The sequence below is a fragment of the Nocardia sp. Marseille-Q1738 genome, assembly GCF_965283145.1.
Genome location: NZ_CBDIMS010000001.1, coordinates 120,405 through 135,015 on the forward strand (window position 1 = coordinate 120,405; position 14,611 = coordinate 135,015).

Sequence of the window (14,611 nt, forward strand, 5' to 3'; positions counted from 1 at the left end):
CGTGAGTGATTTCTGGAGTGTAAGCACGTCTTTGGCGTGTCTCAGCATCGGCATTTCATTGTATGGTGTCATCGCCTATCTGGGCGGAATATTGGATGGTGACACGCGGCCGCGCATCGCATCGTGGGCGGCGTGGTGCACAGCCAATACCGTATTCGCGGTCGTGGCGTATCTCGAGGGAGCGCATCTCGCCGCGGGTATAAATGCCGCGGCGGCAGCCATGAATGCCGCGGTCATCGCCGCCGGCATAACACGAGGGTCCGGTCTGCGACCGGAAGACAATATCGACTGGGCCTGCCTGATCGCATCGATCGCCTGCGTCATGGTGACCGTCGGCGTATCAGAAAAGGCTTTCGGTGCATTGTTCGCCATTTGCGCGAACCTCATCGCCACCGTGCCGACGCTCCGGCACGCATGGTCCAAACCCCATGAAGAAACCTGGCAAACGTTCGCTGCGAATGCCTGCGCCAACAGCCTCGGCTTGATGGGGGTGCTCATGGTCAGCGGGTTCGAATTCACTTCGATCGCCGGCCCGCTGATTTCCACGGCAGGCAATATCGGCTTGGTCACCCTCACCATCGGCCGTGGTCGATTCGCCGATGACGCCGTCGAGCCGGTGAGAATTGGTTGACCGCTGATGCGATCACTCATCTCGAATATCGGCGACTGCTTCGCCGATCCCGGCGAACTCACCCTGGGTCAGACCCAACGCGCCCTCGACATCCACGTCATCTGTTCCCCCCGCTGCCTCGTCTTGCAGCGGGCCAAGCGTGTGCTCGGTGTAGACGGCCGAGACGGACCACAGATCGGTGCGCCACAAGGCGCTCGGTGACCGCTGGCCGGGCAGGTTACCCACGCTGACAACGCCCTGAGCCGGAGGTTCCAATAACTCTCCGGCCCAGGGCGTTTCATGCCGAAAGGGCCTGGCAGGCGCGCAAACGCGCCCAGCGTTCGACCGACCTGGCCATCACGTCATCGAACGCGACATCAGACGCCGATGCGTCGACCACGCCAGCTACCCGGACCGGCGAGACAAGACGGACGCCATTCCGCTCCGAATACCAACTGTTCGTTCCAGCGACAGTTCCACCGACGCCTGTCGGGCATGACTTGCCACGTACGCGAAGGAGATAGCTGTGCAGCGCAGAGCGATGCTCAAGGGATGTGCCGCGGCGGCCGCCGTGCCGATTGTCGGTACCGCTTGTTCGCGCAATGCCGACGGGAACCCGGTGGACGCCTTGGTCTTCGACCCGGACAGATTCACGGTGGAGACCAAGACCGTGGCCACCTTCGAACGCGACAAGAAGGTGACCTATCGCTTCTACCGGGGGATCGTGTACGTCGCGGAACCGGTGGACGAGGCGTATCAGAGTCTGAATATCAGTGTTCCCGTCGAAGTCGACGGAACGCCGGTCGACGCGAGCAAGGCGCCCATACTCTTCAGCAACTCGGTCGGGGAATACCTCTCGTCGTCGGTGACGAGCGGCAAGCCGAATGCCTTCGACGGCGGCGATCGGACCAGGAACCCGGACCTCGCCTTGGTCGCGGGTTATGTCGTGGTGGAGTCCGGTGCTCGCGGGCGCGAGCTGGTCGCCGACGACGGCACGTACTACGGCGTGGCGCCCGCCGCCATCGTCGACCTGAAGGCCGCCGTCCGGTACCTGCGGCACAACTCTGGTCGCGTGCCGGGAAACACCGACCGGATCGTCACCACTGGAGTCAGCGCGGGCGGCGCGCTCTCCGCCCTGCTTGGCGCGTCCGGCGACAGCCGGATGTACGACCGGTACCTCGATGAGCTGGGTGCGGCGGACGCCAGTGATGCCGTCTTCGCGAGCGCCTGCTACTGCCCCATCGCCGATCTCGAGCACGCGGACATGGCGTACGAATGGAATTGGGGCGCCAACCCGCTGAGCTCCGGCGAACTCGATCCGACCGTCTCACGGGAATTGAGCGGGGCGTTCGTCGACTACCAGGCGTCACTCGGCCTGCAAGGGAAGAACGGATTCGGACCGATCACGGCCGACAACTACGGCCGATACCTCGTGCGGACCTACCTCGAACCGGCCGCCACCGCGTATCTCACGGATTTGAACGGCTCCGAACGATCGAGCTACCTGGCCGACAACACCTGGATCACGTGGGCAGGCGATCGAGCGGAGTTCCCGTGGCAGGACTTTCTCGTTCACGTGGGGCAGCGAAAGAAGAACGCGCCCGCGTTCGACGCGTTCGACCTGTCGTCCGGAGAGAACAACTTGTTCGGTGCGGGACAGACCAAGGCCAGGCATTTCACCCGGTACAGCTTGCGGCGCGCGACCGGCGACGCAGGCGCACAACTCGACCCCGGCCTGCCCGAGAAGATCACCATGATGAATCCGATGCACTTCATCGAGCAGAAGAATCCCGCGCGGGCGAAGCACTGGTGGATTCGGGTCGGCACCAAGGACACCGACACCTCGTTGACGATCGTGGGCAACCTCGCCGCCGGACTGGAGAATCTGGGCGATGCCGTCGAGGCCGCGATGTACTGGGACGCGGGACACGGCAGCAATGAAGACGCCGAGGACTTCATCGAGTGGATCGGCAAGGTGACCCGCTAGCTAGCCGGTCCGGGCATCACTCCGTGAGTGACGCGGAGAGCAGTGCCGCGGTGCCGGTGAGGAGTTCGTCGGTCTGGCGCGACGCGCTGGTTGCCAGTTCCGTGAGCGCGAAGCTTTGTGCTGTGCCGAGTAGCAGTACGGCCGCGGCCGCGGGATCGAGATCGCCACGCAGTCGCCCGATCTCCTGTTCGGCACGCAGATAGTCGGCTACACGTTCCACCGCTACGTGTGGGCCGGTCCCGTGCTGATCGGAGACACGCTGATACTCGGCTCGCAAGACAGGGTCGCTGAGTAGGGCGGCCATCAGCGGCAATGCGTTGCGCTGGAACTCGACCAGCATGGACAGCAAGGCACGCAGATTTTCGCCCAGGTCACCGCTGCCGACCGGTGCGACCTTCTCCTCTATCGCGATTCTGGGCAGTTCCTCGCACAATGCGGTAGCCAGCAGACCGGACTTGCTGCCGAACTGCTTGAAAATGTTGCCTTCCGAGCATCCCGCCTCGCGAGCTATTTGGGCGGTCGTGGTCAGACCACCGTTCTCACGGATGAGCTTGATGGCGGCGGCGATCAGTCGATCACGCGCGGTGGGCGGCATTTCATCCCCTTGCCTGTGAGTGCGTACGCACCTACCATCCTAAGGTGAGTGCGCACGCACTCACCACAATGCCGCCTGAGGAGAATTCATGAACACGCCCCACTCCGATGCCGGAGCACGCCGAGCACAGGCGATTACCGAACCTGCGCAATCCCCCCGGACCGCCCCGCGGATGCTCGGATTCTCGGCGCTGGCGGGCGCGGTTTTCGCCGCTGCTTGGTCCGGCTACGCCGCGGTTCGGGCGGAGGACGGCCGCAACCCCGTCACCGACTGGCTCGACCCGATGCTGGCGGCCGCCACCATCACCCTCTTCGTGGTGCTACAGGCCCTGCTCATTCTGCTCTGGTCCCAGCTGCCCGCCAGCCGGTTCAGTGCCGCGATTGCCGCCAGTTCGGTTGCGGGACAATGGATGTACGTCGGCGGCGAAGTACTGTCCAACACGATCACCATCGGGCAGCCGCCCGAGGACATCGGTTCACTGTTCGAAATCACCGGCGGTTTCGTCGCTCTCGCCGCGGGGCTGGCTCTCACCGTCGCCTGGGTCGGTCGATCACCACGCGATCGAAGCACCCTTGCCGTCGGGGCAATTGCCGTCGCCGCCGCTCTCGGTACGGTCTGGTGGTTCACCCACGCCATCGATCAAGGGCGGCCTGGAGCACCCGATTGTGTGCCGGGGAATCCCGTGTACAACATCACGCACGGTCACAGCTGCTGACAACCCCGACGCCACCTCCACCGGCAGCGTTGCTGCCGGTGGAGGTGATCATCAATCCGACACCCAGCTGTTGCCTTGCTTTCGATCCGAACGATCAAGGGGTCGTGCCCAAGAGGTGGCGGAGGCCGCGTGGTGGATCACGGCCGCGAGGCGGTCGTTTTCGGGCGCGTTGAACGCGAATGCGGCACGGCGGCGGGTATAGCCGTAGGTGAGGCCGCTGTGCGGGTCGGCGAATCCGTCCGAGCCCGCGGACCCGGTGTGGCCGAAGGCCTGAGCGCCGAGGAACGGATGCATCAAGCCCTTCGCCTCGAAACCGACGGCGTAGGGGGCCCGCTCGCCGCGGACCAGATCCACTCCGCCGGAGTGGATGGTGGCGATCTCGGCGATGGTGTCCAGCCGGAGCAACGGTGGGTGCCCATCGAGCCCGGAGATCGCCGCGGCGTACATGGCGGCCAGCCCTCGGGCGCTGCCCACCCCACCGCCGGAGCCAGGGCCCAGACGTCGCAGCCGGGCATCGTTCGGCAGCGTCATGACGTCGGCCGGGGAGAATCCGCGGGCATTCAGGTTGTACGCGATACCCGGGATACTGTGCGGGTTGGGAGAATTCGCCGCGAATGCCGCCTCCATCTCCGGTGTCGCCGCCCAGGGCAAGATCTCCCGGTAGCGGAAGTCCTGTTCCTCGGATAGCCCCAGATACACGTCGAGCCCGTAGGGCTCGCGGATACGCTCCTCGAACAGTTGCTGAATGGTGCGGCCGGTGATCCGGCGTACCACCTCACCGACGATGGCGAAGGTGACGAAGCCGCCGTAGCCTTGCACGGATCCCGGCCGGAAGTACGGCCGTTGTCTCACCAGGCGCTCCGCGATCACCCGCTCGTCGGCGAGTTCGGCCACGCTGAATCCGCCGTCCACACCGATCACGCCGGCGCGATGGGTCAACACATCCCGCACGGTGATGTGTTGCTTTCCAGCCGCGCCGAATTCGGACCAGTGCTGAGCTATGGGCGCGTCGAGATCGAGCACCCCCTCCTGCACGAGCAGCGCGACGGTCAATGCCGAGGCGCCCTTGGTAGACGAGTGCAGACCGGTCAGCGTATCGCCGGTGACATCCGGTCCGGCCCAGAGATCGACGACCAGCCGCCCGCGCAGGAACGCTGCCAGCTGCGCGCCCGACTCACCGTTCTCCTCTGCCACAACGGCGGCGAATTCTGTACGCACGGATTCGAAACCGTCGGCGACCGTGCCGTTTACTTCAATCCTGTTCATGGTTTGTGCTCCTGTTCTGATTCTCGGTTACCGGGCGGGCTGCCCGGCGCGGCTGGGACGCCGACCAGGCATCCCGCGAACAGGCCGTGCGTCGCTCCGCGCGCTGATCGCCCGCCGATTCGGATCGGTTCCACTGCACTGACGAACCGCGGACGACAGACGTAACCGCGGCCGAGCCGGGCGGCCCACAGTCACGGTCGCCCGCGCCGATTCGTCAACATGTCGGAGACCGGAAACGAGAGGCGTGACCACAGTTGAACGAATCCGACTACCTCGCCGACCAGTTCGAGAAGCACCGGACGCATCTGCATGCGGTGGCCTACCGGATGCTCGGTTCACTGACCGAAGCCGAAGACGCGGTACAAGAGGCATGGTTTCGGCTGGCGCGCTCGGACGCCGCCGAGATCGGCAACCTCGGTGGCTGGCTGACGACAGTGGTCGGCCGGGTGTGCCTGGATATGCTGCGCTCTCGTCGCGCACACCCGGTGGAATCACTGGAGATCCAGCAGTTGCCCGACCCGGTGGTCAGCCGCGACAACGACCCCGAACAACAGGCCCTGCTGGCCGATTCGGTCGGCATGGCCCTGCTGGTGGTGCTCGAATCGCTCAGCCCAGCCCAAAGGCTGGCGTTCGTGCTCCATGACATGTTCGCGATGCCCTACGACCAGATCGCCCCGATCGTGAACCGCACCCCGCAGACCGTGAAGAAACTCGCCAGCCAGGCTCGTCGCCGAGTGCACGGCAAGGCGCCGATCCCCGACCCAGACCTGCCGCGCCAGTACCGGATCGTCGATGCCTTCCTCGCTGCCGCCCGCGATGGCAGCATCGAGGCGCTGGTAGCGATACTCGACCCTGATGTGATCCTGCGTGCGGACGCCGGAGCGGCCACCACCGCCGGTGGAATGCGCGTCATCCGCGGCGGCGCGGCAGTCGCCGGACAGGCCGAAACCTTCCAGCGCATGGCCTCCACCTACACGACACACCCAGCCCTGGTCAACGGAGCCGCCGGACTGGTCAGCACTCTCGATGGCGTGCTGATGTCGGTGATGAGCTTCACCGTCGTCGCCGACCGGATCGCCGAAATCGACATTCTCGCCGACCCGGACCGGCTGGCCCGGCTCGACGTGGCCACCATCACCGCAAGCCAGTAGCCACAGCCCGGCTCCGCGTCTAGCTCACAGGCGGCTGGATGCCCAGCTCACGCAGGCGGTCGCAGTAGCGCTCCACGTTGGCGAGTTTGATGTCCTCGTAGCCGCGGACGACATCGGCCAGGGCCGCGGCCTCCACCGCGCGGTCGTAGTTCGCCGCGTCGAGAGTGTCGGCGAGGGTGGTCACCATCTCGAGGTAGTGGTCGCGCAAGGCGCGCTCGACGCGGCGCACGTGGGCGTAGCCGAACGGATCCAACTTGGTGCCGCGCAGCCGTTTTCCCTTGGCCAGCAGACGCAGTGCGAAGTGGCCGCGTGGGCGGATGCCGATCTTCTTCTCGCGGCCCATGGCACGCAGGATCGGCGGGTGCAGCCGGTAGGTCAGGTTCGCGCCGTCGGGCAGCTGCGCGGCGACGTCGTCGAGGAAGGCCGGATCGGTGAGCCTGCGCGCCACCTCGTACTCGTCCTTGTACGCGGTGAACTTGTACAGCCCGCGCGCCACCTGCTCGCTGAACTCGGTGCGGTCACCTACCCGGCTCTGCGCCTGCCAAACCCGTTCCATGGCGTCCACGTATGCGCGGGCGAGCCCGACGCTCTGAAATCCGATCAACTCTTTCGCACGCAACTCGACCAGCCGCCGGGTCTCCCCGCCCGCGGTCAGGCCGTCGAAAAGGTTTGCCGGAATCTGAATCTCGGTCTTCGGTCGGCGCTGCGGTGTGGTGGCCGCCGCGAACTCGTCCGGCCGCGCCACCGCGACGCGACCCCACCGGAATGCGGCGATATTCGCGGCGACCGCGACGCCGTTGATCTCGATCGCCTCCTCGATCGCCGCCGCGGGCAGCCGCAGGCCGCCGACCTGGTAGGCGGCGCCGATCAGGAGGAAGTTGGCGGCGGCGGTGTTGCCGAACAATGCTTCGGCCGCGGCCAGCGCGTCGAACGAGTGCACCGAGCGCGAAACCTGCTCCAAGCGGTTCAGCAGCAGCCGCTCGTCCGGATAGGACACCGACTTGTCGTAGACCATGTCGCCGGTCGGCGTCTTGCTGGTCGACGCCACGGCGACGGTGGCCGTCCGCGAGCCGTAGGCGAGGTTCTTGTTATCGGTGGCGGCGAGCAGGTCGAAGGCGACAACGCAGTCGGCGGAGGCGGGCGTCAGCCGGTTCGCCGGTTCCAGCTCGCCGAGCGCGAACCGCAGGTGGGAGACCACCGGGCCCGCCTTCTGACTCAAGCCGATCTGATCCAGGCTCGCGACCTCGTATCCGGCGCGCATCGCCGCGGTCGCCAGCACCTGGTTGACGGTCACGATGCCGGTTCCGCCGATACCCGCGAGGAAGACGTTCTGTGTCGATGTCGGCGCTTCGTAGGGCAGGTCGGGTACCCGCGGCGGCTCGAGGCGGCGAATGCTCGTGCGCTTCTTCGCCTTCGCCGGATCGGGCAGTTCGACGGTGACGAACGACGGGCAGTCGCCGTTCAGGCAGCTGTAGTCGGTGTTGCAGGAGGTCTGGTCGATCCTGGTCTTCCGGCCGAACTCGGTGTCCACCGGCTGGACCGAGAGGCAGTTGCTGCGCACCCCGCAGTCGCCGCAGCCCTCACAGACCGCCTCGTTGATGACCACCCTGGTGCGCCGCACCGGCAGCGTGCCGCGTTTGCGCTGCCGCCGGGCGTCGGCGGCGCAGTGCTGGTCGTAGATGAGCACCGTGACGCCGGGCACCTCGCGCAGAATGCGCTGCGCTTCGTCGAGCCGGTCCCGGTGCCAGAGCAGAGTGCCTGGGGCAAGATCGCGCTTGCGGTAGCGCTGAGGCTCGTCGGCGCAGACGATGATCCGCCGCACCCCCTCGGTGGTGAGCTTGTGGGTGAGCATGGGCACGGTGAGCGCGCCCTCGGCGTGCTGCGCGCCGGTCATCGCGACGACGTCGTTGTGCAGCAGCTTGAAGGTGATGTTCACGCCCGCGGCGACGCACGCCTGCACGGCGAGCTGGCCGGAGTGGAAAAAGGTGCCATCACCGATGTTCTGGAACAGATGCCCTACGTCGGTGAACGGGGCCTGGCCGATCCATTGCGCGCCTTCGCCACCCATCTGGGTCAGCCCGGTGACCTTGCTGTCGGCGCGACCCGACATGGTCACCATGGTGTGACAGCCGATGCCGCCGCCCGCCAGCGAGCCTTCGGGCACGGCGGTGGAGCGGTTGTGCGGGCAGCCGCTACAGAAGTACGCCGCGCGCTTGGCGGGCAGGACGGCCAGCGACAACGGCTGCGGCAGCGGGCGTTTCAATTCGAGGTGGCCATCGAGCGCGCGGCGCAGTGGCGCGGCGATACGCCCGGAAGTCAGTTCGCCGTCCTGGCCGAACAGGGGGCGGCCCGAAGCGTCACGCTTGCCGACGATTTCGGGAGCGCCGGACGTGCCGTAGAGGATGTCCCGGATCTGCGTTTCGATGAAGGCGGTCTTGTCCTCGACGACGATCAGCCGGGAGAGCCCCGCGGCGAACTCCCGGACACGTTCGGGGGCGATGGGGTACGGCATGCCGATACGCAGCAGTCGAATGCCCGCGGCGCGCAGCACGTCGTCGTCCGCGCCGAGGTCGATCAGCGCTTGCCGGACCGCATCGAAAGTCGGTCCGGCTGCGGCGATTCCAACGGTGGCGCAGGCGGGGTTCACCTCGATCACGTCCAACCCGTTGCGCGTGCTGTACGCCCGAACCAGTTCCCAGCGCGGGCCGTAGAGGTCCGCCTCCGCGAGCAAGCTGTCCGCGGGCGCGGCCATCGGACGCTGCCGGTAGCGGAATGGCCTTCCCTCCCAGTCGATCTCGGGCACCACGATGTCGATGTCGCCGACCGAACCGTCGACGGTCCAGGCGCCGTCGGCGACATCGGCGACGATCTTGAGCGCCACCAGGCATCCCGAGGCACGCGACAGGGCCACGCCGTGCAGGCCCATGGTGATGATTTCGCGGGCGTTGCGGGGGAACAGCACCGGGATGTTCATCGCCGCCAGGGAGCGCTCGCTCACCGCGGGCACGGTGGAGGACTTCGACGCCGGATCGTCGCCGACCAGCAGCAGGACGCCGCCACGCGCGTTCGCGCCGTACATGTTGGCGTGGCGCAACGCATCGGTCGCCCGGTCCAGCCCGGGCCCCTTGCCGTACCAGACACCGACAACGCCGTCGTGCGTGGCGGTGCCGGCGGGCAGGTCGGCCTGGCTGCCCCACACCGAGGTCGCGGCCAGTTCCTCGTTCAATCCGGGCACGAAGGTGATGTCGTGCTCGGCGAGGACATCCGGCATCCCGGCCAGCATCTTGTCGACGCCACCGAGCGGACTGCCCTGATACCCCGATACGAACGTGCCGACTCGACGACCGGCACGCAGATCGCGCACATGCTGCTCGACCAGCTGCCGAGCGATGGCCTGGACACCGGTGAGGACAACCGTCCCCGCGCCGACGCGGTAACGGTCGGCAAGGTCATAGGGAACTGCGATCAGATCGCGGTCAGCGAGCTCGGTCATACAGATCCACCCGTCCGCTCGGCACCGGTCGGGCGCCTCGCATCGTTGTGCACTTGGTGCCGATATCGTGTCCCTAAAGATCTGAACGCACAACCGTTACGTAACAAACTGAGCATCATGCACAATCTGGAGTGTCATCAATGGGCATCGCCTATGCACAGTGCGAGGTAAATGTGACGACGCGCACAAGGATCTACCGGCTGGGTGCGGATGCGGCCGCGCCACACCGCGTTGCTCCGCCACCGGGATACACACCTGTGTGAAGGTGGAGAGATGGGTATGCGCAGGAGGCGCACGGCGGTCGTGGCGGCCGCCGCGCTGTGGGCGTTGACCGCGTGCGGGCAGCAGGCGCCGCACGCGGATTCGGGCGTCACCTCCGCACGGGATCCGACGGCGGCTGGGACCAGGGCCGACGCGGGTTCCCGCAGCTACGCGGGCGGAACGATGGTCGTCATCCCGCCCGCGGCGGATCTGGAACCGAGTGCGGCGATGGCCTTCTCGGTGTACGACATCGACGACGGCACGGACAAGCTCGCCATCCACATCCCTGGACCGGTCGGCTGCCCGAGCATCGGGTTCACCGCGCGCGTCGAGGAATCGGCCGAGCGGGTGAGCGTACGGCTGATCCGGGGGCTGCATCGCGGCATGCCGCCGTGCCAGGGCGCCAGCCCGGAGCAGAAGCGCGAGTACGGCGTGGTGGTGGTCGACCTGGAACGCCCGCTGGGCAATCGGACGGTGCTCAGCCTGGCGTGAGCCGCGCCGGCCGGTCCTCGTACAGACCGGGCGACCGCTCAATAGTGATCTTGTGCAACCCCGAGCGGCCCTAGCTGTGAATTGTCCCTTTCGTCGTTTCTCATTCGGCGGCGCGCTCGGTTCGACGCTATTTTCGCAGCGGATGGTGCCGCCTCCGCGGCCACCGGCGGTCCCGGAGCAGAAGGAGGGTGCACCAGTTCGCCGCGATCGGCCCACAGTCGCTTGCGGTGATTCCTTCTGCTCTTTCCCGTGGTGAACAAGGTGGTTCGCCGCGGCTTTCCGTGTGGTGCCGGTGCGTCCGAAGCACCGGCGCCGCGGCATGACCGCTGCGCGCCGGTGGATCGGTGGCGGCTGACTTTCGAAGGAAAACCGTGTCCAGAATTCCGTTCCGGATCGCGATCTTGCTGCTGTTGAGCATCGTCTCGGTCGGCCTTTTCGGCCTCCCCGCGACGGCTCAGCCGCTGTATCCCACGCCCGATCCTGATCTGTTCTACAGCGCGCCGCCCGACCTGGCGGCGCTCGCACCTGGCGACGTCGTGCGGACCCGCAGGATCGACACCGGTCCCTACCTGGGGACCGAGGGCTGGCAGGTGGCGTTCCGGTCGACCAACTCGCAGGGCAAGCCGGTCATGGGCGTCACGACCGTCCTGCTGCCGGTCGGCGTCCAGAACCCGCCGCTGGTCTCCTATCAGGCGTTGATCAACTCCCTCGGTACCCAATGCAACCCGTCGCGCTCGCTGTTCAACGGCGAACTGCAGGACGCGGTCGGCGCGATGCTGCCCATCGGACGCGGTTGGGCGATCTCGCTGCCGGACTACCTCGGCCCCACCTCCGCCTACGGCGCGGCGCGGCTGGGCGGCATGATGACGCTCGACAGCGTCAGGGCCGTGCAAAAGGTTGCCGAGCTCGGTCTGTCCGAGTCGCCGGTCGCCATCGCGGGCTATTCCGGCGGCGGCATGGCCACCGCCTGGGCGGCCGCGCTGCAACCCAGCTACGCGCCGGATCTGCGCCTCACCGCGGCCGTGGCCGGCGGCATCCCCGCCGACCTCGAGGAGATGGCGCTCGCGCTCGGCTTCGACCCGCACCCCGGCTTCGGGCTCGCGTTCGCCGCGGCCATGGGACTGGAGCGCGAGTACGCGGACCGGCTGCCGGTCTCGGATCAGCTCAACCCACACGGCATGTGGTTCCGGGAATTCACGCACGACGCCTGCCGCCGGTTCCTGCTCTTCCACGGCGCCTTCCGCAGTGCCGACCAGATGGCGGCGACCAAGAGCCTCATGGACAGCCCGGAGGCACATGCTGTGCTGCGCGAGAACAGCCTTCGCTACTTCCAGGGCGTGCCGACCGTTCCGACTTTTCTCTGGCAGGGCCGATTCGACACGCTGACCTTCTACGGCCCGGTCGCCGAGGTCGCCGACAGGTACTGCAAAGCAGGTGCGCCGGTGGATTTCCGCACCTATGACATCTCCGAGCACATGACCGCGGCGGTCGCCGGATTCGCGGACGCGTGGAACTACGTGGAGGCCAGGTTCCGCGGCGAACCCGCGACGACGAACTGCTGACCACGCGCGAACGGCGGCCACGATCTCCCGGGCCGCCGTTCGTTCGGATCAGCTGATGGAGCGAACCTGCCGCTCGTACTCCGCGCGGGTCTTCTCGTCGGCGGGATGCAGCGCGCGGTCGCCGTCGAACAGCCTGCGGACCAGACGCACCGCGCGTTCCGGCGCGGCGGCCAGCGCGATGTCCACCGGACCGAGGTAATTCGGCACGGCCACTTCGGCTTTGCGGGTGTCGCAGGTGCGCACGATCGCGGCGGCGACGTCCTCCGGATCGACGGTCGGCATGCCGTGACCGAGCGCCAGCCCCGAGGAGAGGCGGGTGCGCACCGCCGACGGCAAGACACAACTGACGCTGACGCCGTATTCGGCGAACTCCAGACGCGTGGCCGCCGAGAGGCCGACGGCCGCGAACTTGCTCGCGTTGTAGACGGCGAGGCCGGGGATCGGGACCTTGCCCGCCAGCGAGGCGACGTTGACGATATGGCCGCGGCCGCGCTCGATCATGCCCGGCGCGACGGCCCGCATGCCGTGGATGAGGCCCCACACGTTGATGTCCAGCGTGGCCTGGCCGACCACGTCCGGCTCGTCGAGGAACGCGCCCGCCGGCATGACGCCCGCGTTGTTGACCAGGATGTCGACCGCACCCACCGCGGCGATCATGGTGTCCCACTGGCCGCGCGAGCGCACGTCCAGTTCGCAGGCGACCCCGCCGATCGCGGCGGCGGCCGCTTCGGCGGCGGATTTGTCCACGTCCGCGAGCACGACCCGAGCGCCTTTGGCGGCGAACAGTTCCGCGGTGGATCGGCCGATGCCGCGCCCACCGCCGGTGATCACGACCCTCGCCTCGCGCAGATCGATGCCGGGGTAACCGGATCCGAGAATTCTCATTCGAAGGCTCCTTGTTCGAGCGCGTGACGAGTGCTGCGCAGGCTGTGTTCGAAGGTGGCGAGACGGCGACGGCCGTCCATGAAGTTGGCGCCCATCACCGCGAGGTCGTCGGCGGTGGCGCCCACGAAGAGGACCTTGGTGCCCGCGGCGCGCAACCGCACGATCTCGGCGTCGAGCTCGGCGCTCATGCGATTGCGCATCTGCCGCTCCAGAAGATGACCGACACCGGTCGCGCGGATCCGCCCCGCCGAGGCCATCGGGGCGAGCACGAGCACCTCGTCCAGCTTTTCGCCGGCGAGCAGGTCCACCGATGCGGTCGACCCCGCTCCGCCGTCGACGAAGCGCCGACCGGCGATCGTGACCGGCGGGAACCAGCCGGGGATCGCCCAGGACGCGCGCAGTGCCTCTCCGATCGTCGCCTCGGGCGCGCCGGGCGAGCCGAACGCCACCCGCTGTCCGGTCTCGTAGTCCATCGCCACCAACCGGGTCGCCGGATGCGGTACCCATGAGCGGCCCGGGTTGAGTTTTTCGGCCAGCCGCTGCAACCAGCTCGGGTCGCCGCCGCCGATCGGCAGCAGCCCGCTGCCCGCGGCCAGCAGCGCCTGCCCCGGCTGGTGGTGCCGCAGGGCCAGCCGCGGCGAGCCGAGTCGCGGGCGCGGCAACGGAGGAAAGCGCCCCGGCTCGGTGCGCCCGTGCTCGCGCAGGATCGGGTCGGTCGAGGTGCCGCGTTGCATGGCGACCAACTCGTCGACCGAGACGCCACTGCCGAGCATCGTCACCGCCTCCGCGCCCGCCGAGGTGCCGATCAGCACGTCCGCCGTGCGCGGATCCCAGTCGAGCACGTCGCGTGCGGCGGCCAACGCGGCGACGATCCACGCGGCCCCCACGGTGCCACCGCATCCGATGGCCAGGCCGCGGCGCTGCGGCCCATTGTTGTTACTCATAGTCTCAGACAGTAGCCGGACTGCGCCGGAATGCCACCCGTCTCGGGTTCTTCGACCGGTATCAGGCCGTGAAGTGCAACGTCCATTCGCCGCGATAATGCAGGCGGGTCACACTTCCGGGCGGAATATCGATGCGCCAGAACGATTTCGGCGGGGCATCCAGCGTCACCAGCAGAGCGGCCCGGATGACCGCGGGGTGGGTGACCGCGATGGTGGACACGGACTGCGCGGCGACCTCGGCCATCCAGACTCTGGTCCGCTCGATCACGTCCACCACGGCCTCGCCGCCGTGTCCGCGGAACTCGGGATCGGTGAGCCACGCGTACAGCTCGTCCTGGGGTACCGATATGAGTTCCCCGCCGCGCCAGGCGCCCGCGTCCAAGTCGCGCAATCGGCTGTCTTCCTTGCCCGGCAACCCGAGCAGAGCGGCGGTCTCCACGGTCCGGCGTTCCGGTCCGGTGAGCACCCGCGGAGCGGTCAGCGGTCCGCAGCCCGACACCGCCCGGCGACCTGCCTCGGTGAGCGATTCGTCGACCGGAAAACGTGCCTTGCGCATCGCCTCGGTCATGCCATGGCTGACCAGGTCGAGTCTGAGCACCTTTTGCACCTGTCGAAGCGTACGGTGCGACGGCCACAGCCGTTCACACAAC

13 protein-coding genes are annotated in these 14,611 nt (G+C 67.5%); 6 read left to right on the forward strand and 7 right to left on the reverse strand.

Annotated features, from left to right (window positions below):
- The first annotated feature begins 1 nt into the window (after position 1).
- Entirely contained in the window at positions 2-631 is a 630-nt protein-coding gene (locus tag ACWPXK_RS00600) for a hypothetical protein (RefSeq protein ID WP_454194061.1), read from the forward strand.
- A gap of 12 nt (positions 632-643) precedes the next feature.
- Here ACWPXK_RS00600 and ACWPXK_RS00605 read toward each other — a convergent pair whose 3' ends face one another.
- Complete coding sequence (locus ACWPXK_RS00605; RefSeq protein WP_454194062.1) at positions 644-856, reverse strand: hypothetical protein; 213 nt, start codon at positions 854-856, stop codon at positions 644-646.
- A 280-nt stretch (positions 857-1,136) separates the two neighbouring features.
- Here ACWPXK_RS00605 and ACWPXK_RS00610 point away from each other — a divergent pair, with 280 nt between their 5' ends.
- Positions 1,137-2,597, forward strand: coding sequence for a subtype B tannase (locus tag ACWPXK_RS00610; RefSeq protein WP_454194063.1), 1,461 nt, complete (start codon positions 1,137-1,139; stop codon positions 2,595-2,597).
- A gap of 16 nt (positions 2,598-2,613) precedes the next feature.
- Here ACWPXK_RS00610 and ACWPXK_RS00615 read toward each other — a convergent pair whose 3' ends face one another.
- On the reverse strand, positions 2,614-3,192 hold the full coding sequence (locus tag ACWPXK_RS00615) for a TetR/AcrR family transcriptional regulator (protein ID WP_454194064.1): 579 nt from the start codon (positions 3,190-3,192) through the stop codon (positions 2,614-2,616).
- 88 nt (positions 3,193-3,280) lie between these two features.
- Here ACWPXK_RS00615 and ACWPXK_RS00620 point away from each other — a divergent pair, with 88 nt between their 5' ends.
- Positions 3,281-3,907, forward strand: coding sequence for a hypothetical protein (locus ACWPXK_RS00620; RefSeq protein ID WP_454194065.1), 627 nt, complete (start codon positions 3,281-3,283; stop codon positions 3,905-3,907).
- Positions 3,908-3,958: 51 nt separating this feature from the next.
- Here the strand turns inward: ACWPXK_RS00620 and ACWPXK_RS00625 are convergent, their stop codons facing one another.
- Positions 3,959-5,173: a serine hydrolase domain-containing protein gene (locus ACWPXK_RS00625; protein WP_454194066.1), complete on the reverse strand. Its 1,215-nt coding sequence runs from the start codon at positions 5,171-5,173 to the stop codon at positions 3,959-3,961.
- Between the two features lie 254 nt (positions 5,174-5,427).
- Between ACWPXK_RS00625 and ACWPXK_RS00630 the strand changes: the two genes are divergently transcribed.
- The gene (locus tag ACWPXK_RS00630; protein WP_454194067.1) at positions 5,428-6,324 is read left to right on the forward strand and encodes a sigma-70 family RNA polymerase sigma factor; all 897 of its coding nucleotides are present in this window, start codon (positions 5,428-5,430) and stop codon (positions 6,322-6,324) included.
- A gap of 19 nt (positions 6,325-6,343) precedes the next feature.
- Here ACWPXK_RS00630 and ACWPXK_RS00635 read toward each other — a convergent pair whose 3' ends face one another.
- Complete coding sequence (locus ACWPXK_RS00635; protein ID WP_454195381.1) at positions 6,344-9,817, reverse strand: indolepyruvate ferredoxin oxidoreductase family protein; 3,474 nt, start codon at positions 9,815-9,817, stop codon at positions 6,344-6,346.
- 273 nt (positions 9,818-10,090) lie between these two features.
- On the opposite strand from ACWPXK_RS00635, the gene ACWPXK_RS00640 reads away from it, so the two are divergent.
- Positions 10,091-10,570, forward strand: coding sequence for a hypothetical protein (locus ACWPXK_RS00640; protein WP_454194068.1), 480 nt, complete (start codon positions 10,091-10,093; stop codon positions 10,568-10,570).
- 392 nt (positions 10,571-10,962) lie between these two features.
- Positions 10,963-12,132 carry a lipase family protein gene (locus ACWPXK_RS00645; RefSeq protein ID WP_454195382.1) on the forward strand — a complete coding sequence of 390 codons (1,170 nt, stop codon included), beginning with the start codon at positions 10,963-10,965 and terminating at the stop codon, positions 12,130-12,132.
- A gap of 48 nt (positions 12,133-12,180) precedes the next feature.
- On the opposite strand, the gene ACWPXK_RS00650 is transcribed toward ACWPXK_RS00645, so the two are convergent.
- The 3 genes from ACWPXK_RS00650 to ACWPXK_RS00660 form a co-directional block, all read right to left on the reverse strand.
- Positions 12,181-13,017, reverse strand: a complete 837-nt coding sequence (locus ACWPXK_RS00650; protein WP_454194069.1) for an SDR family NAD(P)-dependent oxidoreductase — start codon at positions 13,015-13,017, stop codon at positions 12,181-12,183.
- Complete coding sequence (locus tag ACWPXK_RS00655; protein WP_454194070.1) at positions 13,014-13,961, reverse strand: patatin-like phospholipase family protein; 948 nt, start codon at positions 13,959-13,961, stop codon at positions 13,014-13,016. Before ACWPXK_RS00655 ends, ACWPXK_RS00650 begins: the two co-directional genes overlap by 4 nt.
- Positions 13,962-14,022: 61 nt before the next feature.
- Complete coding sequence (locus tag ACWPXK_RS00660) at positions 14,023-14,568, reverse strand: histidine phosphatase family protein (RefSeq protein ID WP_454194071.1); 546 nt, start codon at positions 14,566-14,568, stop codon at positions 14,023-14,025.
- Between the last annotated feature and the right edge of the window lie 43 nt (positions 14,569-14,611).

Excerpts from the sequence above, each read along its gene's own strand:
- ACWPXK_RS00615 (WP_454194064.1), bottom strand. The coding sequence starts at position 3,192 with ATGCCGCCCACCGCGCGTGATCGACTGATCGCCGCCGCCATCAAGCTC.
- ACWPXK_RS00620 (WP_454194065.1), top strand. The coding sequence starts at position 3,281 with ATGAACACGCCCCACTCCGATGCCGGAGCACGCCGAGCACAGGCGATT.
- ACWPXK_RS00625 (WP_454194066.1), bottom strand. The coding sequence starts at position 5,173 with ATGAACAGGATTGAAGTAAACGGCACGGTCGCCGACGGTTTCGAATCC.
- ACWPXK_RS00635 (WP_454195381.1), bottom strand. The coding sequence starts at position 9,817 with ATGACCGAGCTCGCTGACCGCGATCTGATCGCAGTTCCCTATGACCTT.
- ACWPXK_RS00640 (WP_454194068.1), top strand. The coding sequence starts at position 10,091 with ATGGGTATGCGCAGGAGGCGCACGGCGGTCGTGGCGGCCGCCGCGCTG.
- ACWPXK_RS00650 (WP_454194069.1), bottom strand. The coding sequence starts at position 13,017 with ATGAGAATTCTCGGATCCGGTTACCCCGGCATCGATCTGCGCGAGGCG.
- ACWPXK_RS00655 (WP_454194070.1), bottom strand. The coding sequence starts at position 13,961 with ATGAGTAACAACAATGGGCCGCAGCGCCGCGGCCTGGCCATCGGATGC.